The organism is Phreatobacter sp. AB_2022a, from assembly GCF_026847585.1.
Taxonomy (GTDB): domain Bacteria; phylum Pseudomonadota; class Alphaproteobacteria; order Rhizobiales; family Phreatobacteraceae; genus Phreatobacter.
This window is the reverse complement of record NZ_JAPSET010000003.1, coordinates 145,112-166,560: the sequence shown is the minus strand read 5'-3', so window position 1 is coordinate 166,560 and position 21,449 is coordinate 145,112. Positions and strand designations below refer to the sequence as shown.

The following is a 21,449-nucleotide window of genomic DNA, read 5'->3' as shown; positions in this document are numbered from 1 at the left end:
CAATGACATCAGGCCTGTTCTCCATGCTCGCCCGGATGACCGACGAGACGCCGCGCCGGGCGCTCGCGCTGCTCGCCGGCTTCGCCGCTCTGCTCACGGTCGCGCCGCTGGTGCTCGACCGCTATCTGCTCTCGGTCTTCTTCCTGATCTTCTGGTTCGCGACCGTCGGCCAGGCCTGGAACATCATGATGGGCTTCTGCGGCCAGCTCTCGCTCGGCCACGCGCTCTATGTCGGCCTCGGCGGCTATGTCGGCGCCATCCTCTGGGTCAAGTTCGGCATATCTCCGGCGATCGCCGTCGTGCCGGCCATGGCTGTCGCCGTCGTCTTCGGCATGGCGATCGGCTGGCTCGGCTTTCGTTTCGGCATCGAGGGCGTCTATTTCGCGCTTCTGACCATCGCCTTCGCCGAGGTCGCCCGCATCGGTTTCGACAACTGGTCCTTCGTCGGCGCCGCCGCCGGCTTCTTCATCCCCGTGTCGTCGGGCGGGGGGGCGGCGATCAACCTGCGCGGCGGGCCGCTGCTCTTCTATTATGTCGGCCTCGGCATGATGGTGCTGGCCTTCCTGATCTGCGCGCTGCTGCGCCGCTCCAAGCTCGGCCTGTCGTGGCTGGCGGTGCGCGAGGACAGCGAGGCCGCACGCGCGCTCGGCATCAACGTCTTCCGCGCCAAGATGGCCGCGGTGGTGATCTCGGCGGCGATGACCGCGGTCGCCGGCGTGGTCTACGCCTTCTACCAGAACAACCTCTTTCCCAGTCAGTCCTTCGACATCGCGCGCTCGATCGAGATGATCCTCGCCCCGATCATCGGCGGGCTCGGCACGCTGTTCGGGCCGATTCTCGGCGCCTTCATCCTGACCCCGCTCGGCCAGACCCTGATCGCGCTGGTCGAGAAGATCGCCGGCCGCGCCGTGCCGGGCGTCAACCTCGTCTTCTACGGCGCGGCGCTGATGGTCATCATGTGGTTCGCGCCGAACGGCGTCTGGCCCTGGGCCAAGAAGACCCTGCGCATTCCGGAGGAGCGCTAGATGGCCGCGCTGCTCGACATCAAGGGCGTCACCAAGCGCTTCCGCGGCCTCACCGCCGTCGACAATGTCAGTCTCGACGTCGCCGAGGGCGAGATCTTCGCGGTGATCGGCCCGAACGGCGCCGGCAAGACCACGCTGTTCAACCTGATCGCCGGCGTGTTCCGTCCCGACGCGGGCTCGATCCATTTTGCCGGCGAGCGGTCGGACGGCGTGCCGCCGCACGAGCTCTGCCGGCGCGGCCTCGCCCGTACCTTCCAGATCGTCCGGCCCTTTCCCGAACTGACCGTCATCGAGAACGCCACCATCGGCGCCATGATGCGTGCGCCCGACGTCGAGACTGCGCGTGGCCAGGCCGACGCGGTGCTGCGCCAGCTCGATCTCTTCGACAAGCGCAGCGCCAAGGCGAAGTCGCTGACCCTGCCGGACCGCAAGCGGCTGGAATGTGCACGGGCGCTGGCGACGCAGCCGCGCCTGCTGCTGCTCGACGAGGTGATGGCGGGCCTGCGCCCGACCGAGGTCGACCGGATCGTCGCGATCCTGAAGGACATCAACAGGTCCGGCGTCACCATCGTGCTGATCGAGCACGTCATGCGCGCGGTCATGGCGCTCGCCCAGCGCATCCACGTGCTGCATCACGGAGCGACCATCGCCGAGGGCACGCCGGAGGTGGTGACCCGCCACCCCAAAGTGCTGGAAAGCTATCTCGGGGCGGAGGCGCTCTGATGCTCGAGGTTCACGACGTCGATGTCTTCTACGGCGATGCCCAGGCGCTCGACGGCGTCTCGCTCGACGTGCCCGAGCGCGCCATCGTCGCGATCGTCGGCGCCAACGGCGCCGGCAAGACCTCGCTGATCCGCACCATTGCCGGCATGCTGCCGCCGAGCGCCGGCACCATCCGTTTCAAGAACCGCGACATTACCGGCCTGCCGAGCCATGAGGTGTGCAATCTCGGCATCGGCCAGGTGGCCGAGGGCCGGCAGGTCTTTCCGAGCCTGACGGTGGCCGAGAATCTCGCCACCGGGGCGATGATCCCGCGGGCGAAGCCGCACAGGCAGCGCAATCTCGAACGCGTCTACGCCATGTTCCCGCGCCTCGAGGAGCGCCACGCCCAGGCGGCCGGCACGCTCTCCGGCGGTGAGCAGCAGATGCTGGCCATCGGCCGCTGCCTGATGGGCGAGCCCGAGCTTGTCATGTTCGATGAGCCTTCGCTCGGCCTCGCGCCGGCCGTCGTGCAGGAGGTGCTGCGCATCATCCGTGACCTGGCCGCCGGCGGCCTCACCTGCGTGCTGGTCGAGCAGAACGTCGCGGTCTCCCTGAAGCTCGCGAGCCGCGCCTATGTGCTCGAAAACGGCCGGGTCACCCTGTCGGGCACGGGCGAGGAACTGCTCGCCGACGATGGCGTGCGGAAGGCCTATCTCGGGCTTTGAGTTGCGGGCCCTTGTGGGCTGTGGCATCGCGCTCTTCCGGCCGCTGGGCATTGGTCTCCCGTCTGACGAAGCGGTTGCGGAGCTCGTCTCGGCATCTTCGGGACTTCATCGGCGCCGATGCTCGAAGACGCTCAAAATGCCGGTGCTGACCACTGCGGCCGCGCGGTGGCGGTCATCTAGGAGCGACCGGCCATGCTCAACCCGGCAGCGCTGCCGGCGAGGACGGCCGCCTGTGTTCGGGTGGCGACGCCCAGCTTTCGGAAGATGGTCGAAACGTGGATCTTCACGGTCTGCTCCGACACACCGAGCTCACCGGCGATCTGCTTGTTGAGCCTGCCCTGCACGATCATCGCCAGAATCCTCAGCTGCTGCGGAGAGAGGGACGCGAAGCGCCGGGCCATCGTCAGATCCTGCTCATCGATTGCCGGGTCGGTATCGCATCCCCTCGGCGCCCAGAGATCGCCTGCGAGGATCGCCCGGATGGCTGCGACCATCTCGCCGAGCGCGAGGGATTTGGGAATGTATCCGGAGGCGCCGCCGGCCATCGCCCGGCGGATGGTGGCGGTGTCTTCGGCGGCTGACAGGATGGCGACCGGGATCGTCGGAAAATACGACAGCATCAGAAAAAGCCCGGCCAGACCGCTCGATCCGGGCATGTTGAGATCCAGGAGGACGAGATCGACCACTTCGGGAGCGTTCCGGACGGCTGCGACGACCTTGTCGATGTCGTGACATTCCTCGATCGTCGCCAGCGGGAATGCTCCGGCGAGCGCACTCCGCAGTGCGGCCTGGACGAGCGGATGATCGTCGCCGATGACGATGCGCGGCGCTTCCGGCGCCCCCTGACGAAATACGTTCACCCGACCTCCTCGTCGCGCTGTTGCGGCGCCCTCAGGCCAACTGAGGACAGGAAGCGCCGCAGCGCGGCCGGCCTTAAAGGCTTCAGCAGTACGTCGCAGCGCTGCTCCGCGGCCAGCCGCTGCACGTCTTCGCTGCGATCGGCGGTGACGAGCAGTGCGGGAATATCGACGCGCAGGTCGCGCCTGAGATTGCGGAGCGCGTCGAGGCCGGAGCGAATGCCGTCGAGATGATAGTCGACGATGATGACGTCGGGCGTCCGGCCGGCCAGGGCGGCGGCGACCTCGCCGGGCCCGCGGGCACTCGCCACCTGATGCCCCCACTCCACGAGAAGGGCTTGCATCCCGTCGAGGATGATCTGCTCGTTGTCCAGGCACAGGATCAGCAGGGACGCTGCGGCGGCCGGCGCCATGATCGGAACGGGCCGTTCGAGCCCGGAGAGAACCTCCGCCTCCGCAAGGGGGACCTCGACCGCGAAGCAGCTGCCGCGCCCGAGGCGCGAGCGCACGGCGATGGTCAAGCCGAGCAGGCTGGCGATGCGCTCGACGATGGCGAGGCCGAGCCCCAGCCCCCTGTCGCCATGGTCGCCGGCATTGTCCAGCCGCCTGAACTCCTCGAAGATTTCGCGGGTCTTGTCGTCGGGAATGCCAGGACCGGTATCCCACACCTCGATGCGAAGATGCCCACCGTTGCGGCGGCCGCCGAGCAACACGCGTCCCGATCGCGTGTATCGCAAGGCATTCGACAGGAAGTTCTGCAGGATGCGCCGCAGGAGCTGCGGATCGGTTCTCACCCAGGCGCGGCAATCGACATGTCGCAGGACGATGTTCCGTTCCTCGGCCAAGGCCGAGAACTCGACTGCCAGGCGCTCGATCAGCGGCCCGACCGCGAACGAGCGGGCTTCCGGCAGGATGGCGCCGGCATCGAGCGAGGAGATGTCGAGAAGCCCGGCCAGTAGCTGCTCGGCGGAACGCAGAGCGCTGCTGGCATTGCCAGCTAGCCGCCGCTCCTTGCCGTGATCCGCTTCTTCATGCGCAACCCGCGTCGCGAGGCTTTCGTCGAGGGCCGAGACGAAGAGCCGCGCGGCGTTGAGAGGCTGCAGCAGGTCGTGGCTGGCCGCTGCGAGGAAGCGGGTCTTGCTGGCATTGGCGCTCTCGGCTTCCGCCTTGGCCTGCATCAGCGCGTCGGTGCGCTCCTGGACGCGCACTTCCAGCGTCTCGTTGGCGGCACGCAATGCCTCGGCGCTGCGATGGCGCTCGGTGACGTCGGTATAGGTCGAGACATAGCCTCCGTCCGGCATCCTGTCATAGACGACCTCGAGGACGGTGCCGTCCGGCCGGCCGCGCTCGTAGGCGTAGGGCCAAGTCTGTGCGGCGACGTCGCGATTGACGAGCAGGACCGAGAGGTCGCGGTTCACATATTCGCCGCGCGCCCGGTTGTAGGCGACGAGTTCGCGCAACGGCACGCCGACCCGCACCAGCTCGGCGGGCAATTCCAGGAGCTGCAGAAAGCGCCCGTTCCAGGCGGTGATGCGGAGCTGGTCGTCGATGGTGCAGATGCCCTGGGGAACGGTCTCGAGCGCCCCCTCCAGCAGCTGGCGATTGAACCGGAGCGCTTCCGTCGCCTCGTCGAGCATGGCCATCGCCGCCCCCCGCGACAGCGAGAAGCCTTCCAGCGAAGAAGCCATGACGACACGCGCCGAAGGCGCGCCGATGGCGCCGGCGACGATATGCTCGGTGAAGCGGATGGCGTGCAGATCGGCGAGGCCGGACTGGTCGAGAGCCGGCCCCTCGCCGTCGCGGCGACGAGCCAGATAGTCGCGGAAGGCCGCGTTGCCACGCTCCGCTCCCAGGAAGCGCAGCACGACGGCCCGCAGGTCGTCCAGCCGAACGACGGCGCGGCCGCGCCGGGGCGCGTCGTCTGGTCCCCCCGGGCCGTCGACGAAGATGCTCGCCTGCCGGCGCTCGATTTGGCCCTGGCCCGACAGCAGCGAGCCCAATACGAAGGAGACGCCATTGGCGGACAGGCTCCACAGCGTCGCGTGGGAGATCGGGTCCAGCGCCATTCCCATCAGTGCGTGCGGCCGCAGCCAGTCGATTCCCCAGGGGCCGTGGCTGAGCAAGGTCGCCGGCAGAGAGGTGAAGGGCAAGGTCGCCGGCAGGAGCAGCACATAGGCCCAGACCGCCAATCCGGCGAGGATCCCCGCGAGCGCGCCGGCCCGGCTGGCGCGGCGCCAGTAAAGGCCCCCGAAGAAGGCCGGGCCGAACTGCGCCACCGCGACGAAGGAGACGAGGCCGATCTGGGTGAGCGGATAGTCGCGGTCGACGACGCGATGCATCAGATAGGCGAGCAGAAGGACGCCGATCACGGCGCCGCGCCGGATGCGCAACAGGACCCGCGAGACATCGCCGCTGGATGCCCAGCTCGCGAGCGAGCGCATGCGGAGCAGGAGAGGCATGGCGACGTCGTTGCAGAGCATCGTGCTCAACGACACGGCCGCGACGATGATCATGCCGGTCGCCGCCGACAGGCCGCCGATGAAGGCGAGCAGGGCGATGCTGCCGTGTCCCGCAGCGATCGGCAAGGTGATCATGTAGGTGTCGGGATTGACGCCGCGGCCGATGGTGGTGAGCCCGGCGATGGCGATCGGGATCATGAAGACGCTGAGGACAAGGAGATAGCCGGGGTAGAGCCAGGCGGCCGAGCGCGTATGGCGAGGCTCTTCGTTCTCCACGATGGCGACGTGGAAGGCGTGCGGCAGGCAGATGAACGCGATCACCGAGATCAGCGTGTTGGTGATCCAGGTCGGGTCGTTCGGCCGGACGGCGACGAGGCCTTCGAGATCCGGGCGCTGCCGCGCGAGCTCGAAGACCTGGCCGAAACCGCCTGAGACGCCGAACACGATGAAGGCCGCGACGGCGACGAAAGCCGCGAGCTTGACCAGGCTCTCGCAGGCGATGGCGAGCATCAGGCCGCGGTGATGCTCGCCGGCATTGATGTGGCGAACGCCGAAGACGATCGTGAAGACCGCCATGGCGGCCGCGACCGCGAATGCGCTGTCCTGCCAGAAGACGCCTGCCGTCCCGGGATGGTCGGGGTTTGCGGAGGTGAGGATGTCGAAGCTGGCTCCGACGGCCTTCAACTGCAGCGCGATATAGGGCAGGACGCCGACCAGGGCGCCGAGCGCCACCAGCGTGGCGACGGCCTGGCTCTTGCCGTAGCGTGCGGCGATGAACTCCGAGATCGAAGAGACGTTCTGCGTCTTGGCGACGGCGATGACCTTGGCGAGTAGGGGCTGACCGAAGACGAGCAGGAGCGTCGGGCCAATATAGATCGGCAGGAAATCCCATCCGCTCGTGGCCGCCCTGCCGACCGATCCGTAGAAGCTCCACGACGTGTTGTAGATCGCCAGCGTCAGGGCATAGGCAAGCGCCCCCCACCACCAGGGCGGCGGCCGCCCGTCCCGTGCGCCGGCCCGCCGCTCTCCCCACCAGGCGATGGCGAAGAGCGCGCCGATATAGGCGCCGGAAACGGTCAGAACCAGCCAGTTCTGCACGGCGAGGCGCTCCTGGACGTCGAGCGAGCAACTGCCGCAACGCTACCCAGCCAGCCGTCGGGCAGCAACCATTTCGCCGGCAATTCGACCTGAAACACCGCCCAGATGAGCGAAAGTAGGGGGGGCCAGGAGCGAAGGTAGGGGGTCTCGGCGCGGCGGCACGCCGGTAGGGCAGAGGCCAAGAGGACCGCGGAGGTCCCGGTCTGTCCCCGGGGGGAATCATGAGCATCCTTCTGCGCCTGGCGCGCGGTATCGACGACGTCAGCCGGCGTTGCGCCCAGATCGCCGCCTGGCTGGTCCTGCTGTCCTGCCTGATCAGCGCTGGCAATGCCGGCTCGCGCTACCTCTTCAATGCCTCGTCCAACGCCTGGCTCGAGATCCAGTGGCAGATGTTCGCCGGCATCCTGCTGCTCGGCTCGGCCCACGTGCTCAAGCTGAACGAGCACGTCCGCGTCGACCTGTTCTACGGCGGCCGCACGGATCGCCAGAAGCTGCTGATCGACGTCTTCGGCTTCCTGGTCTTCTTCTTTCCGGCGGTGATCTTCACGCTCTATCTGGCGTGGCCGTTTTTCCTTGAGAGCTTCCATTCGCGGGAAGCCTCGTCCAACGCGGGTGGGCTCATCCTCTGGCCGGTGAAGCTGCTGCTGCCGCTCGGCTTCTTCCTCCTCGCATTGCAGGGCATCGCCGAGCTGGTCAAGCGGCTGGCCGCACTGGGCGGCTCGTCCGAGCCCATCGGCGAAATGGCGGCCTACGAGAAGCCGCTCCAGTAACCGCCTCCTCTTCGACACTTCAGGGAGCGAGCCATGCTTGCCTACGGCTTCACTGCGCCTGCGATGTTCGCCGGGCTGATCCTCTTCATGCTCGTCGGTTTCCCGGTCGCCTTCTCATTGGCCGCGCTCGGCCTGTTCTTCGGCGTCATCGCCATCGAGCTCGGCCATTTCACCATGCCGTTCCTGCAGGCCCTGCCGTTCCGGATTTTCGGCATCATGTCGAACGAGCTGCTGCTGGCGATTCCGTTCTTCACGTTCATGGGCGTGGTCCTCGAGAAATCGGGCCTCGCCGAGGACCTCCTCGACGGCACCGGCCAGCTCTTCGGCTCCATTCCCGGCGGCCTCGCCTATGCCGTGATCATCGTCGGCGCCATCCTGGGCGCCATCACAGGGACCGTCGCCGCCTCCGTCATCGCCATGGGCATGATCTCGCTGCCGGTCATGATGAAATACGGCTACGACATGCGTATTGCCACCGGGGCGATCGCCGCATCGGGGACGATCACCCAGCTCATTCCGCCCTCGCTGGTCCTCGTCATCCTTGCCGACCAGCTCGGTGTCTCGGTCGGCGACATGTATCTCGGCGCGATCGGCCCCTCCGTGCTGCAGGTCGTCCTGTTCCTGCTGTTCATCGCGGCCGTCGCGATCTTCCAGCCGCACAAGATGCCGCCCTTGCCGCCCGAGGCGCGCACGCTGCGTGGCTGGGCGCTGATCGCCAAGGTGCTGTGGGGCATGGTGCCGTCGATCGTCCTGATCTTCCTCGTTCTCGGCACGATCTTCCTCGGTCTCGCCACGCCGACGGAAGCCGGCGCCATGGGGGCCGTCGGTGCGATCGCGCTGGCGGCGCTGCATCGGCGGCTCTCCTGGCCGCTGCTGTGGGGCGGTATGGACGCCACCATGCGCATCACCGCCATGGTCATCTTCATCCTGATCGGGGCGACGGTGTTCAGCCTGGTGTTCCAGGGCGTCGACGGCGCCAAGTGGATCGAGCACATGCTCGCCGACTTCCCCGGCGGCCGCATCGGCTTCCTGCTCGCCGTCAATCTTTTCGTCTTCTTCCTGGCCTTCTTCCTCGACTTCTTCGAGATCGCCTTCATCGTCCTGCCGCTGCTGGTGCCGGTGGCCAAGACTTTGGACATCAACCTCATCTGGTTCGGCGTGCTGCTCTGCGTGAACATGCAGACCAGCTTCATGCACCCGCCCTTCGGCTTCGCGCTGTTCTACCTGCGCGGTGTCGCGCCGAAGGAGGTGAAGAGCTCCGACATCTACTGGGGCTCGCTTCCCTGGATCGGCCTGCAGGTGCTGCTCGTCTTCATCGTGATCGCGTGGCCAGGGTCGGTGACCTATTGGATCGGGGACGAGACCAGGGCCGATCCGGCCGCTGTCCAGCGCACCCTCGAGACGCTGGTCCAGCCCGATGCGGACGACGGCGACCTGCCCGACCTGCCCCGGACCCCGCCGGCAAGCCGCCCGGCCACGCCGTGAGCGCCTCGGCCGGACGCGGCCCGGCTCGGCGCCGGTCCAGCCCGCCCGCCATCAGAACTTCATCAAGAGGGAGAGAAGCATGGAACGACGTCATTTCCTCGCTGCGTCGGCGGCCGGCCTCGCCGGCTCGGTGGCGGCACCGGCCCTGGCCCAGCAGGCCGGAGACATCCGCTGGAGGCTCACTTCGGGTTTTCCCAAGTCCCTCGATACGCTCTACGGCGCGAGCGAGACCTTCGCCCGGCTGGTGGCGGAACTCACCGACGGGAAGTTCCAGATCCAAACCTTCGCCGCCGGCGAGATCGTTGGAACCTTCCAGGCGCTCGACGCGGTCGCCAACGGCACGATCGAATGCGCCCATACCGGCGGCTACTACCATGTCGGCAAGGACCCGACCTTCGCCATTCCCTGCGCCATCCCCTTCATGCTGAATGCGCGGCAGATGAACGCCTGGCTCTATCACGGGGGCGGCATCGACCTCTGCAACCAGTTTTTCGCCAAGCACAATCTCTTCGCCCTGCCGGCCGGCAACACGGGCACCCAGATGGGCGGCTGGTTCCGCAAGGAGGTCAACACGCTGAACGATCTCAAGGGCCTCAAATTCCGCATCGCCGGCCTTGCCGGCCAGGTGATGATGAAGCTCGGCGCGGTACCGCAGCAGATCGCCGGCGGCGACATCTACCCAGCGCTCGAGCGCGGCACGATCGACGCCGCCGAATGGGTCGGTCCCTATGACGACGAAAAGCTCGGCTTCAACAAGGTCGCGCCCTACTACTATTATCCGGGCTGGTGGGAGGGCGGGCCCATGTTCCACGTCTTCATCAACCAGGAGAAATGGAGCAGCCTGCCGAAGCTCTACAAGGCCGCCGTCCTGTCAGCGGCGGCGCACACCAATATCGACGTCCAGGCCAAATACGATGCCCGCAACGCGGCGGCATTGAAGCGTCTCGTCGCCGCAGGAGCGCAGCTTCGGCCCTTCAGCCGCGATATCATGGAGGCCGCCTTCAAGGCCGCCAACGAACTCTATGACGAAATCGGCTCCACCAATGCCGAGTTCAAGAAGCTCTATGGCAGCATCCGCGCCTTCCGCAACGATGCCGTGCTGTGGTTCCAGGTCGCGGAATACGGCTTCGACAATTTCATGATCAGGAGCCGCAACCGCAGCTGAGACGACCGGTCTCATTTTCGCGCGATGAACGACCGGTCGGGTGCTCCGATCGGTCGTCGGCGCGATGCAGGGCCATGCTTTTGGAAGACCTTGCCGCCGTCGTCGACGCCCGGGGAAATGCGCGTGCGCGACACCTGACGCCATTCCCGGCTGCGACCTTGCCGGTGGGGCAATGGTCATCGAAACGCGGCCCGGCGAATCGCCCGGCGGTGAACCGGATCCATTGCTCCACAAAGCGGATAGCGCGATCGTTGCGGTCGAGGCCATGCATGCTGACCGGTCGCGTCGCGTCGTGCTTACGACGCAATGCGCGGCGGCGCGCAACTCTTGGGTCGCCGGCCGGCATCAAGCTCGGCCGCACGGCTATCGCTGCCCGATCCCCTCGACGACGATCCGCACGATGTGGCGGATGTCAGCCGCGCTGATCGTGGCCGTCGACAGCGCGGTCAGCATGGCCTGGCCGTAGACGGCGAGCAGGACGAGCGCCATGAAATCGGCGTTCTCGTCCTTGCGGATGCGGCCTTGGCGCTGGCCGAGCCGCAGCAGGTCCCTGACGAGCCCCTGAAACGAGGGCCGGTCCGCGGGCGGCGCGAGCGAAGGCCGTTCGGCGGGCGCGAGCGCGAGACGCGCGAGCGAGGGATTGGCAAGGCACCAGCCGGCGCTGTCGATGAGAACCTGCTCGATGAGGACGAACACATCCTCGTTCGCCGCCATGCGGCTGCGATAGGCCGCGTCGCCGGCCTCGACGCGGGCGATGAGCGTCAGGGCGATCTCCTCCTTCGTGCTGAAGAGATTGTAGAGCGTCTTGCGCGCCAGGCCGGCGCGCCGTGCGATGTCCTCCATCGATGTCGCGGCAAAACCCTGCGCACGAAACGCAGCGTCGGCGGCCTCGAGGATGAGCAGGCGAGATCGATCCGTCCGCTTCGGGCTTGGCATTTTTATACAGTAGTATAAATTTACACATGCGTAAATATTTGCGCGATCAGGCGGAAGGCCGGGAGCCCGTCGCACATGGCCACCACGCTCACCGCGTTCGGCCCCGAGATCTGGATCGCCCGCGGTCCGACCGTCACCGCCGCCGGCGGGTTCCATTATCCGACGCGCATGGCGGTCATCCGGCTCAACAGTGGCGACCTGTTCGTCTGGTCGCCGACAGCCCTTTCGGACGACCTGCGCGCGGCCGTTGCCGCCCTGGGGGAGGTGCGTCATCTGGTTCCGCCCAATGTGTTGCACCACGTCTTCCTCGGCGACTGGCAGGCCGCCTGGCCCGGCGCCCGCGTCTACGCGCCGCCCGGCCTGCGGCGGAAGCGTGCGGACATCCGGTTCGACGAGGATCTGGGCGACGCGCCGGTCGCCGCCTGGGCCGGCGAGATCGATGCCGTGGTCATGCGCGGCAACCTCATCGCGACCGAAATCGTCTTCTTTCACCGCGAGAGCCGCACGGCGCTGTTCACCGACCTCATCCAGCATTTCCGGCGCGGCTGGTTCGGCGGCTGGCGCGCCGTCGTCGCGCGTCTGGACCTGATGGAGGGAGCCGTGCCGGCCGTGCCGCGCAAGTTTCGCCTGGCCTTTGCCGACAGGCGTGCCGCCCGGGCGGCGCTGGACGCCGTCCTCGCCTGGCCTGCCGAACGGCTCGTCATGGCTCATGGCGAGCCGGTGACCGAGGGCGCCCGAATCGTCATCGCCGATGCGTTCCGCTGGTTGCGGGCCTGATCGTGATGCCGGGGCTTCAGAACTGGCCCGCCAAGGTCAGCCGGAAGGCGCGCGGCTCGGCCGGGTGGAAGTGCCGGTCGGCGACGCCGGTCGCGGCTTCGCCGGGCAGGCGCGACGTATAGAAATAGTCGATCTGGCTCGCCGCCGTATTGAACAGGTTGAGCGCGTCGAGCTGAACGCGGATGCCATTGTCGAAACGGTAGCCGACCCGGGCATTGACGAGGGCGGCCACCGGCGAGCGCGCGCTGTTGTCCTCGACCAGCGGCCGGGGTCCGAAATAGCGCAGGCGCAGGCCGCCGAACCAGCCGGTCGCCGCGCCGAGCGTGACGCCGGCGCTGGCAACGAGCGTCGGCGCGCCCGGCACATGGCGACCGGCCGGATCGGCATCGGTGAAGCGCGCCCGCGTATAGGCAATGTCGGCATCGAGCGCCAGCCAGGGCGCAGGGCGCCACTGCGCCGTCCATTCCAAGCCGACGCGCCGGCTCGGCCGGCTCGGCTCGGTGGTGCCGGCATCGCCGACGAACAGGTTCTCGGAGGCAAAGTCGAGCACGAAGAGGGCGAGCGTCGTTTCCAGGCCGTCCACCGGCCGGCTGCGCAGGCCGATTTCGGCGCCTTTCGATTTGACCAGCAGCGGCACCCGGTCGACCGGGGTCGTACGGTCGTTCGGGTCGATCCGGATCGTCGTGCCGCGGGCATCGTTCGAGTGGAAGCCGTGGCCTGCATTGAAGAACAGTTCGGTCCGTGCGAAGGGACCGAGCACCAGGCCGAATTTCGGACTGGTGATGGCGGCGGTCGTCGATCCCGAATTGGCGGCGATGTCGCTGGCGACGGAGGCTGTGTACCAGTCGCTGCGCAGCCCGACCGTGGTGCGCAGCCAGGGCGTCCAGCGCTGGGTCGTCTCGACGAAGGCTGCAAGGCTCGTCTCGCGTATCCGGTCGTCGCGCACCGTCCAGAGCGGCTGGCGCGCCTCGGTGCGGCCGAGGCCGACACGGATGTCGTCGTGCCGGCCCTGGGCGCCGACCTTGACCTCCACCGGCACGGCGCCGAGCCGGCCGAACAGGCTGTGGCTGGCATTGAAGCCGAACAGGCTGCGCTGGTCGCTCTGGCGGAACTGGTCGCCATTGACGGGATTGTCGAGCGCATAGGTGAAGTTGTTCCAGAGGTTGAGCGAGGCATTGACCGCATAGGCCTCGATGCGGCTCGCGCTCCGCTCGTCCGCCCGGCTCCAGCGTCCCGAAAGGCTGTAGCGGCCGGCATTGCCGCCATCGGTCGGATCGAGCGTGCCGTAGCGGTTGATCAGGCCGGCCTGGACGGCGCGCAGCGGGATCTGGTCGGTCGCCGTCCAGCTGTTGCGATAGGCCATCACGGTCAGCGCGAAGCCGTCGCGGTCGGTGCCCTGGCTGTAGCGCAGGAACCCGGAAAACTTGCGCAGGGCATCCGGCTGCGCCCAGGGACCGTTGTAGAAGGTCATTTCGGCCGCGCCGACGACATGGCCTTCGCCGATCGGGCGGGACGCGGCGGCGAGCGAGCGCCAATGGCCGAAGCTGCCGATGCTCGTCTGGATGAGGTTGCGGTCGAGCCGGTCGACATAGGTGAGCCGCACCGATCCGGCGGAGGCGAAATCGCCGTCCTCGGCAAAATAGGGACCCTTGCGGTACCAGACGCCGCCGATCATCTCGGGGATCAGGAAGTTGGTGTCGGCATAGCCTTGGCCGTGGCCGTGGCTGCGCATGTTGAGCGGCATGCCGTCGAGATGAAGGGCAATGTCGGTGCCATGGTCGAGGTTGAAGCCGCGCAGGAAGAACTGATTGGCTTTGCCCTCGCCGCTGTGCTGGGTGACGATCAGCCCAGGCACGACCTCCAGCGCTTCGCCCGGCCGGCCGAGCGGCCGGTCGTTGACCTCGCGGCCGGTGACGACGCCTTCCGAGGCGGAGACAGGAGCGGCAAGCTCGGTGGAAGCGGCGCCGCCGGTCGCGTCGCGCGGTGCATGGACCGCGATTTCGGGCAGGGCGATGTGAGGCGACTGCGCCAAGGCCTGCCCGGTGCCCGCAAGCAGCGCCAGCCCTGCCGCCAGGCCGGCGCGCGCCGCTTTTTCGATCCCCTCCGCCAAGGCCTGCTCCCGCCGTCTCCGTCGCGGCCATTGCAGCAGAAATCATGCCAGGGCGTAGGCAAAATGATCGGGTTGTTCACACGATGCTTTGGGCGGATCGTGCCCAAAATTGAGGCGCAACGCCGCAATCCTGGGCGCCTGATCGCCGGTCTCATGGCCGTTACATGAGCGCCTTGCGGCCGGCCTTGCGACGGCCGCCGAGCTCGAGCAGCGCCTGCCAGTTCAGCCGCGAAGCGAGCTGCAGGGCGACAAGGTCGAGCCAGCCGTTCACGTGCCAGCTTTTCACCGTGCGCGGGGGGAGGTTGCGCAGGGCCGGCTCGTCGATGACGCGGAAGCCGTTCAGCGCGTGGCGGGTGCCGTCGGGAAACTGCATCTCGGCATTGCTCGGCGCCAGAATCTTGGCGGCGAGGAGGGCCTGGCTGAAGGCGGCCGTCGCCAGGAAATCGGCATGATAGGCGTGGCAGAAGGCCATGGCCGATTGCGTGAAGGACGTCGGCTTGCCCTCGCTGTCGAACAGCGGCTGCGCGCCGGCATGCGCCGTGGCCCGGGTGACGACGCGGTTCGATGCACGGTCGAGCGCCAGCAGCTGCTGGGTCTTGTCGGGAGGCTCCATGACGATGAAAGGGTAGCGCCTGACATAGGCCGGCACATAGCTGCCGGCGCGCCAGGATCCGTCGCGTTCGAGAAAGAGATTGTGCCCTTCCTTCAGGCCCACGATCGCCAGCGGCATCGCCAGCTCGTCCTGGGCGAAGACGATCGGATAATGCCGCATGGCGATCGCGAATTCGCTCGTGCAGAGCGGTATGGCAATGGCCTCGTTGGCGAAACCGAAGCCGGCTTCGGCGAGAAGGCCCATGTCGCGGTGCTCTTCGAAACGGATGAGAACAGGATCCCGGTAGAACAGCGGGAGCGGTGCGAGGGGGACCTCGGTCTGTCGCGCTTTGGTCATGGCCTTCGAAAGCCCGCGGCGGGCGGTTTGTCTTGGATGGGTCTGGTCAGAATCGGACATTGAGGCTTGCCTTGAAGCCGTGCTGTTGCGCGGTGCCGGCGATCTGCCCGGAATAGGAAAGACCGAGCGTCGCGGCGCGCGCGACGGCCATGTCGAGGCCGGCTTCGACGACAGCCGCGTCCCGTGCGATCGGCACGCCCGCGACCGAGAAGGCTTCGCCCGTCGAGAAGGCATGGGCCGAGAGCGGGACGGTGGTTCCGAGCGCGTGGCGCCAGCCGAGGGTGCCGCGTACCGTCGCGGGCATGCCGGCGAGGCTGAAGCTGCCGGAGGCGCGCAGGCCCAGCGTCGTCAAGGTGGTATCGGTCGCCCGGCCGGCGCCATGGAGGGCGCCCGGGGCACCCCACTCGCCGAAGCCGTCGGTGCCGAGCCGGACATAGGCGAGGTTGGCGAAGGGCTCGAAGGCCGCAGGGCCAGCCTCGATGCGATAGCCGAGATCGCCAAAGGCCTGGAAGGTCGTGGCGCTGTAGCGTGCCCTGGGCCGGTCGGCCATGCCGGGGAGGACGACCATGCGGATGGTCTCGATGGCGTGCCAGGTCTGGGCGAGGCCGGCGCGCAGGCCAAGGCTGCCGCCAGCGACGGCGAGGCGCGTGCCGCCATAGAGGCCGAGATGATAATTGTCGCTCGCGCCCGACGATGCCCGGTCGCGGATATTGAAGCTGGTGCGGCTGTAGCCGGCCATGAGGCCGAGCCGCCAGCTGTCGAACACTGCCCCGTCGGCGCCGATCAGGAAGCCGCCAGTCGAGCGGGAGAGCCGTGCGGCATTGCCGTCGCTTCGTGTCGAGCCCCAGGCGCCGAAGCCCTGCGACCAGAGGGCGAAGCGGCCGGTCGTTGCCGGCGCTGGCGCGATGCCGCCCGGCTCATAGGCCATGACCGCGGCGGTGGAGGCGCCGGCGTCGCCGAAGGCCGCGCGCAGCCGCTCGCTCGCCGCATCGCGCACGAAGCGGCCGTCCTCGATCAGCACCGTCCTGGCCGTGGCATGGACCTCGCCGGTCATTGCGGTGAGCCCGGCGCGGGCCATGGGCGTGGATGATCTTTGCAGGGCGGCGGCGGCCTGCAGCATGCCGCCGTCGAAACGGTCGAGGCCACGCTCCAGCGCGGCGCCGACCGCGCGCTGGTTGTCCGTATTGGCGACGCGACGGTCGTCGAAGGGGAGGCGCCGGACGATCAGGTCGACGGCGTCGCCGCGATAGCTGAGCTCGGGTTTCAGGAAGGCGGCCTCCGGCCCGCCGCCGCCGTCGAACCGGCCGATCACGGCACGCGCGGTCAGCACCGTGCCCGTCACGTCGTGACGGTAGAGGCCGGGCAGAAAGTCCGCGGTCACCGTGCCTCCTTCGAGCGTTGCGGTGCCGGTCACGGCGAGGCTGTTGCGCAGGCCGATGGGATCGATGCTCGCTACAAGCGCCGCGCCCGGACGCTGGCGATAGGGTCCGTCGAGGGTCAAGACGCCCCGCCGGCTGGTGATACCGGGAATGATCGCGCCGGCATTGTCGACCTCGCCGTGGATGATGCCGGTGCCGGCGACCGTGCCGCCGGGGTCGATGCGCAGGGGCGAGGCGATGCTGCCCTGGATCGCCAATATGCCGCCGTCGACGCGGGTCGCGCCGCGATAGGTGCTGTCGCCATAGAGGACGAGCGTGCCTGCGCCGGATTTGATCAGGCCGCCCGCGCCGACGATGTCGTTGAGCCAGTTGCTCGTGCCGCCGGGCTGGACGACGTGGAAATCGCCCCAGTCGAACCGGCCCGGGCCTCGCACCGCCCGGCCGGCGCTCAACAGGCCGTAGCCGTAAATGTCGTCCACGCCTGGAGGGCCGATATCGGTGGCGGTGCCGAGCAGGACCTGCCGCACCTGGTCCGTCGTCATATAGGGGAACATCTGCCAGACCAGCGCCGCGGTGCCGGCGACATGCGGGGCGGCAAACGACGTGCCGACCGCCAGGGCATAGCTGCCGTCCGGTCGCGCGACCTCGAGGCCGTAGACGTCTCCGCCGGGGGCGGCGAGGCACCAGGTCTTCGCGACGCCGCAGGCATTGGCATAGCTGGCCAGAGAACCATCGAGATCGACGGCCGTGACCGCCAGCCAGCCGCGCTCCAGTTCCGGAAACAGCCGGGGCAGGCCGGATTCGATATTGGGCTGGTTCAGTCCCGCATTGTGGGTGATGAAGATCATCAGCGCGCCGCGCCCGACGGCCTGGCGCGCGGCGGCCAGGTGGTTCGGCATGCCGGTTCTGATATCGTCGGCCGTGTAGAGTGTGATATCGCCTTCTGGCAGGCGTGCACCCCAGCTGTTGTTGAGGATGCGGACACCGCGATCCATCAGATCGGACCAGGCCCTGCCGACGATCGGACTATCGAAGGCTATCCGGCCCAGATCGTCGAGGATGCGTGCGCCGACGATTTGCGCGCCGGGGGCAACGCCGTGGATGCCGATGCCGTCGCGCCGTCCGGCAATGATCGAGGCGACGCCGGTGCCGTGGCCACCGGGATCGGTCAGGTGAGGCGATCCGACGACATAGTCGTATCCACCGGCGACCTGCCCGCGCAGTTCGCGGATATCGGGCGCTATGCCTGAATCCACGACGCCGACCCGCACGCCGCTGCCGTCGACTCCCAGCATGTAGGCATATTGCGCGTCGATCAGGGGCAGGCCCCAGGATCGCCAGAACTCGGCTGTTTCATAGTCCTCGGGCCGGGTTTGTGCTGCGGCTGGCTGGCAGAGCACACCAGCAAGAAACAGCAAGGCGAACAGCCTGCGGCCGACCCATGCGATGTCGACGAGATGCCTTCCGGGCAAGGGGGGCGAATCCGCAAAATCAAGACGGAGCATGGGCTGCGCCTTCTCTTTCGAGCTTGATCTTGAGGCCGGCCGACGTGGGCCGGCCGGCGGTCCCGGCTCCGGACGGCGCGTCCTGGGCGGCGGCAAGCGCGATGCCGAGGCCGATCAGGATCGCGCCGCAGACATTCGGGACGATCCGCAGGGCCGGCCCCGACTGGAGGCGGTCGCGGATCAGCGCGGCGCAGCCGACGGCGACGAGGTCCATCGCGGAAAAGGCGATATTGACGACGAGGCCGAGGATCAGGAACTGCGCCCAGACCGGCATGGCCGCGCCGGTCTCGACGAATTGCGGCAGGAAGGTCAGGAAGAACAGCGCCGTCTTGGGATTGAGCACTTCCACGGTGATGCTGTCGCGCAACGTGGTCGCCTGCGGCGCGGCGCGCCCGATGTCGGGTCGGCATTGGCCGAGCACCATCATGACGCCGAGCCAGATCAGATAGGCGGCGCCGGCTAAGCGGATGGCGGCATAGACCCGCGGCGCACTGGCGATCAGCGAGGCGAGCCCGATCGAGGCCGCGACGATATGGGCATAGCAGCCGATATGGACGCCGAGTGCAGACAGGAGGCCGGCCCGGCGGCCATGCGCCAGGGTCTGCGCGGTCATGTAGAGGATCGCCGGCCCGGGCATGCAGGCGAACGTGACTGTCGCCACGATGAAGACGATCCATGGCTCCGGCGACGCCATGGCGGCCTCCCTGGCTTGGCGATTGCGTCGCGTGAGGGGTCGTCAGCGCCGCGGCCGGAACCATAGGCAGCGGCCAGCGATGAGGCTGTACGGCACCTGTCGTATTTCGACGGGGTTCCGCGGTGGGATGCGGGCCGGGGTTAACGGCCTGTTGTGGCCAAGCGCCCCGCCGCGACGGAGATCGCGATGCGCAACCGCACAACGGCAATTCGCCCCGCCGGCCGGCCCGGGGGTTCGGCAATATGCATCATCAGGACGGGCGGATATTGCCGGGCGTCGTGCCGTATGTGCTGCCGAAGACCCGGTAGAAGGTGGCGAGGCTGTCGAAGCCGCAGGCGAAGGCGATCTGGGTGACCGACAGCGAGGGCATCTCGACGAGCAGCTTGTGGGCCATCTCGATCCTGAGCGCCGCCAGGGTCCTGGCGAAGGAACGGCCGGTGCGCTCGAACAGGATGTGGAGCTGCCGCAGCGAGATCCCGAGTTCGCCGGCCACCGCAGCGGGGGAGAGCTCCGGCTGGAGCTTGTCGCGCGCCATGATCGCGAGCGCGCGGTAATAGAGGCCCGCCCTGAAGGCCGCGCGTACTTCCGGCTGGTTCGGCCGGAGCCGGCCGCGTGCGGCCAGCGCCAGCCTCGCGGCATGGGTGACGTCCTCCGCGGGATCGACGAGCGGGATGTCGGGCGAGACGAGGGCATCGAACAGCGCGCGGAACGGGCCCATGAACCGCATGCTCTCCATCGGTCTGGCGGCGAACAGGTCATCGGCCCGACGGCCGAGGGTGATCTCGTCGGTCAGCGGGATCTTCAGCATCAGGAAGTGGAAATCGCTGTCGCTGTCCGGGCCGCCCGCATAGGGCAGATCCGAATGGCAGATCGCCATGTCGCCGGGGCGAACGGCGTCCAGGCCGCCGCGGCCGGTATCGAGCCAGCCGCCTCCCTTCACCTGCAGCGACAGGCACAGGCTGTCTCCGGCAACGCGTGCGATGTCGCGCCCGGTCCGGCTGACCCGATAGGCCGAGGCCTTCATCTCGGAGGCCACCGCGCCGCCCACCATATGAGCCCGGAAGGCCCCGCGAAACAGCAGCCGGCGTTCGAACGGGAGGTCGATCGTCACTCCGAACAGGCTCTTGCCACGCACTTCGCGCCATTGCTCGAAGCGGTGCTCGGGAGCGATATCGTCGGTCGAGAAACTGAGCATCGGGCCGTCCGGGCACGCCCGGACCAAGGCGTGCCATTACGGCAAATTATCCGCATTTTTGCAGACAATGACCAGCGGCAGAATGCAGCACCCGTCCGCGGGCGCGGACGGGGCGCGATCAGGGCCGGCCGGCGGCGCGGCTATGGGCCAGCACGAAATTCTCCACCGCGGCCTGCTCGGCCGGCAGATGCGTCATCTGCTCCTGCCGCTCCATCAGATTGCCGAGCCAGGCCGGCAGGGCCGGGCGCTGACCGGCCGCGGCTTCCACCGCATCGGGGAACTTGGCGGGATGGGCGGTCGACAGCACCACGGTCGGCACGGCCGGGTCGTGCGCGGTCTTGCGCGCCGCCGCCACGGCCACCGCCGTATGCGGATCGATGAGATAGCCGCTCGTCGCGAGCACGTGGCGAATGGTTCCGGCCACCTCGGCCTCGTCCGCGCGCGCGGCGGAGAATTCCGACCGGATCGCCGCGATCGCTTCGGCGCCGATCTCGAAGCTGCGCGACTGGGCCAGGCCGGCCATGAGCCGGCGCACCGCCGCGGCGTCCCGGCCATGGGCGTCGAACAGCAGGCGCTCGAAATTGGACGAGACCTGGATATCCATCGAGGGCGAGGAGGTGGCGACGACGCCGGTCACCTCGTAGCGGCCGGTGCGGATGGTACGCTCCAGGATGTCGTTGACATTGGTCGCCACGACGAACTCGCTGACCGGCAGGCCGAGGCGCTTGGCGACATAGCCGGCGAAGACGTCGCCGAAATTGCCCGTCGGCACGACATAGCGGGCGGCGCGGTGCGGCGCGCCGAGCGCCGAGCCGGCAGCGAAATAATAGACGACCTGGGCGACGATGCGGGCCCAGTTGATCGAATTGACGCCCGACAGCTTCACCGCGTCGCGGAAGCGGTGGTTGTTGAACATGCCCTTCACGATCGCCTGGCAGTCGTCGAACGTGCCCTCGATCGCCACCGCATGGACGTTCGGGGCGTCGACCGTCGTCATCATCCGCCGCTGCACGTCGGAGACGCGCCCGTCGGGGAAGAGGATGACGACGTCGACCTGGTCGAGGCCCTTGAAGGCTTCGATCGCGGCTCCGCCGGTGTCGCCGGAGGTCGCGCCGACGATGGTCGCGCGCTCGCCCCGGGCCTTCAGCACATGGTCCATCAGCCGGCCGAGGAGCTGCATGGCGCAGTCCTTGAAGGCAAGGGTCGGGCCGTGGAACAGTTCCAGCACCCATTCGGACGAGCCGGTCTGGACGAGCGGCGTCACCGCCGGATGGCGGAAGGTCGCATAGGCCTCGTCGATCATGCGGGCGAGCGCGTCCGCGCTGATCGCCGCGTCGACGAAGGGCGTCAGGACGGCCTGCGCGATCGCCTGGTAGGACTGTCCCGACAGCGCCGCGATCGCTTGCCGGGAGAAGGCCGGCCAGGTCTCGGGCAGGTAGAGGCCGCCGTCGCGCGCAAGGCCCGCGAGCAGGGCATCCGAGAAGGTCAGGATCGGGGCCTCGCCCCGGGTCGAGATATAGCGCATGGCCTCAAGGCTCCGTCGGTGACCGGCGGGTTAAACCCGCAAGGCGGCCCTGGCAAGTGCGTAACCGCGCGGCATCGTTGCCGATGGTCCGCG

General features: G+C 68.1%; 16 protein-coding genes. 7 read left to right on the top strand and 9 right to left on the bottom strand.

Annotated features, from left to right (window positions below; translation table 11 throughout):
• The first annotated feature begins 2 nt into the window (after positions 1–2).
• The 3 genes from OZ671_RS03475 to OZ671_RS03465 are packed head-to-tail and all read left to right on the top strand — an operon-like array spanning position 3 to position 2,452.
• Positions 3–1,025, top strand: coding sequence for a branched-chain amino acid ABC transporter permease (locus OZ671_RS03475; RefSeq protein WP_268859433.1), 1,023 nt, complete (start codon positions 3–5; stop codon positions 1,023–1,025).
• Positions 1,026–1,748, top strand: coding sequence for an ABC transporter ATP-binding protein (locus OZ671_RS03470; protein ID WP_268859432.1), 723 nt, complete (start codon positions 1,026–1,028; stop codon positions 1,746–1,748). It abuts the gene before it with no gap.
• Positions 1,748–2,452 (top strand): ABC transporter ATP-binding protein, encoded by a 705-nt coding sequence (locus OZ671_RS03465; RefSeq protein ID WP_038308901.1) that lies wholly within the window; start codon positions 1,748–1,750, stop codon positions 2,450–2,452. Before OZ671_RS03470 ends, OZ671_RS03465 begins: the two co-directional genes overlap by 1 nt.
• A 176-nt stretch (positions 2,453–2,628) precedes the next feature.
• On the opposite strand, the gene OZ671_RS03460 is transcribed toward OZ671_RS03465, so the two are convergent.
• Positions 2,629–3,312 carry a response regulator transcription factor gene (locus OZ671_RS03460; protein WP_268859431.1) on the bottom strand — a complete coding sequence of 228 codons (684 nt, stop codon included), beginning with the start codon at positions 3,310–3,312 and terminating at the stop codon, positions 2,629–2,631.
• Positions 3,309–6,866, bottom strand: a complete 3,558-nt coding sequence (locus OZ671_RS03455) for a PAS domain-containing hybrid sensor histidine kinase/response regulator (RefSeq protein ID WP_268859430.1) — start codon at positions 6,864–6,866, stop codon at positions 3,309–3,311. Before OZ671_RS03455 ends, OZ671_RS03460 begins: the two co-directional genes overlap by 4 nt.
• Before the next feature lie 221 nt (positions 6,867–7,087).
• On the opposite strand from OZ671_RS03455, the gene OZ671_RS03450 reads away from it, so the two are divergent.
• The 3 genes from OZ671_RS03450 to OZ671_RS03440 all read left to right on the top strand — a co-directional run bounded on the left by OZ671_RS03450 (position 7,088) and on the right by OZ671_RS03440 (position 10,286).
• Positions 7,088–7,636 carry a TRAP transporter small permease subunit gene (locus OZ671_RS03450; protein ID WP_268859429.1) on the top strand — a complete coding sequence of 183 codons (549 nt, stop codon included), beginning with the start codon at positions 7,088–7,090 and terminating at the stop codon, positions 7,634–7,636.
• Positions 7,637–7,669: 33 nt separating this feature from the next.
• A complete protein-coding gene (locus OZ671_RS03445; RefSeq protein ID WP_268859428.1) occupies positions 7,670–9,121 on the top strand; it encodes a TRAP transporter large permease in 1,452 nt (483 codons plus the stop codon).
• 79 nt (positions 9,122–9,200) lie between these two features.
• Positions 9,201–10,286: a TRAP transporter substrate-binding protein gene (locus OZ671_RS03440; protein ID WP_268859427.1), complete on the top strand. Its 1,086-nt coding sequence runs from the start codon at positions 9,201–9,203 to the stop codon at positions 10,284–10,286.
• 363 nt (positions 10,287–10,649) lie between these two features.
• Here OZ671_RS03440 and OZ671_RS03435 read toward each other — a convergent pair whose 3' ends face one another.
• On the bottom strand, positions 10,650–11,222 hold the full coding sequence (locus tag OZ671_RS03435) for a TetR/AcrR family transcriptional regulator (protein WP_268859528.1): 573 nt from the start codon (positions 11,220–11,222) through the stop codon (positions 10,650–10,652).
• A gap of 75 nt (positions 11,223–11,297) precedes the next feature.
• On the opposite strand from OZ671_RS03435, the gene OZ671_RS03430 reads away from it, so the two are divergent.
• Complete coding sequence (locus OZ671_RS03430) at positions 11,298–11,999, top strand: DUF4336 domain-containing protein (protein ID WP_268859426.1); 702 nt, start codon at positions 11,298–11,300, stop codon at positions 11,997–11,999.
• 16 nt (positions 12,000–12,015) lie between these two features.
• Here the strand turns inward: OZ671_RS03430 and OZ671_RS03425 are convergent, their stop codons facing one another.
• From OZ671_RS03425 to thrC, 6 genes are all read right to left on the bottom strand, one after another.
• Positions 12,016–14,109, bottom strand: coding sequence for a TonB-dependent receptor (locus tag OZ671_RS03425; protein WP_268859425.1), 2,094 nt, complete (start codon positions 14,107–14,109; stop codon positions 12,016–12,018).
• Between the two features lie 160 nt (positions 14,110–14,269).
• Entirely contained in the window at positions 14,270–15,058 is a 789-nt protein-coding gene (locus OZ671_RS03420) for a SapC family protein (RefSeq protein WP_268859424.1), read from the bottom strand.
• Positions 15,059–15,104: 46 nt separating this feature from the next.
• Entirely contained in the window at positions 15,105–17,909 is a 2,805-nt protein-coding gene (locus tag OZ671_RS03415) for an autotransporter serine protease (RefSeq protein WP_268859423.1), read from the bottom strand.
• Positions 17,910–17,928: 19 nt separating this feature from the next.
• Complete coding sequence (locus OZ671_RS03410; protein WP_268859422.1) at positions 17,929–18,636, bottom strand: LysE family translocator; 708 nt, start codon at positions 18,634–18,636, stop codon at positions 17,929–17,931.
• Between the two features lie 250 nt (positions 18,637–18,886).
• Positions 18,887–19,831 (bottom strand): AraC family transcriptional regulator, encoded by a 945-nt coding sequence (locus OZ671_RS03405; protein ID WP_268859421.1) that lies wholly within the window; start codon positions 19,829–19,831, stop codon positions 18,887–18,889.
• A gap of 118 nt (positions 19,832–19,949) precedes the next feature.
• Positions 19,950–21,356, bottom strand: a complete 1,407-nt coding sequence (gene thrC / locus OZ671_RS03400; RefSeq protein ID WP_268859420.1) for a threonine synthase — start codon at positions 21,354–21,356, stop codon at positions 19,950–19,952.
• Positions 21,357–21,449 lie beyond the last annotated feature (93 nt).

What these genes read in the sequence shown, in the direction of transcription:
- OZ671_RS03475 (WP_268859433.1), top strand. Translation starts at nt 3, where the DNA reads ATGACATCAGGCCTGTTCTCCATGCTCGCCCGGATGACCGACGAGACG.
- OZ671_RS03470 (WP_268859432.1), top strand. Translation starts at nt 1,026, where the DNA reads ATGGCCGCGCTGCTCGACATCAAGGGCGTCACCAAGCGCTTCCGCGGC.
- OZ671_RS03465 (WP_038308901.1), top strand. Translation starts at nt 1,748, where the DNA reads ATGCTCGAGGTTCACGACGTCGATGTCTTCTACGGCGATGCCCAGGCG.
- OZ671_RS03450 (WP_268859429.1), top strand. Translation starts at nt 7,088, where the DNA reads ATGAGCATCCTTCTGCGCCTGGCGCGCGGTATCGACGACGTCAGCCGG.
- OZ671_RS03445 (WP_268859428.1), top strand. Translation starts at nt 7,670, where the DNA reads ATGCTTGCCTACGGCTTCACTGCGCCTGCGATGTTCGCCGGGCTGATC.
- OZ671_RS03440 (WP_268859427.1), top strand. Translation starts at nt 9,201, where the DNA reads ATGGAACGACGTCATTTCCTCGCTGCGTCGGCGGCCGGCCTCGCCGGC.
- OZ671_RS03435 (WP_268859528.1), bottom strand. Translation starts at nt 11,222, where the DNA reads ATGCCAAGCCCGAAGCGGACGGATCGATCTCGCCTGCTCATCCTCGAG.
- OZ671_RS03430 (WP_268859426.1), top strand. Translation starts at nt 11,298, where the DNA reads ATGGCCACCACGCTCACCGCGTTCGGCCCCGAGATCTGGATCGCCCGC.
- OZ671_RS03420 (WP_268859424.1), bottom strand. Translation starts at nt 15,058, where the DNA reads ATGACCAAAGCGCGACAGACCGAGGTCCCCCTCGCACCGCTCCCGCTG.
- OZ671_RS03410 (WP_268859422.1), bottom strand. Translation starts at nt 18,636, where the DNA reads ATGGCGTCGCCGGAGCCATGGATCGTCTTCATCGTGGCGACAGTCACG.
- OZ671_RS03405 (WP_268859421.1), bottom strand. Translation starts at nt 19,831, where the DNA reads ATGCTCAGTTTCTCGACCGACGATATCGCTCCCGAGCACCGCTTCGAG.
- thrC (WP_268859420.1), bottom strand. Translation starts at nt 21,356, where the DNA reads ATGCGCTATATCTCGACCCGGGGCGAGGCCCCGATCCTGACCTTCTCG.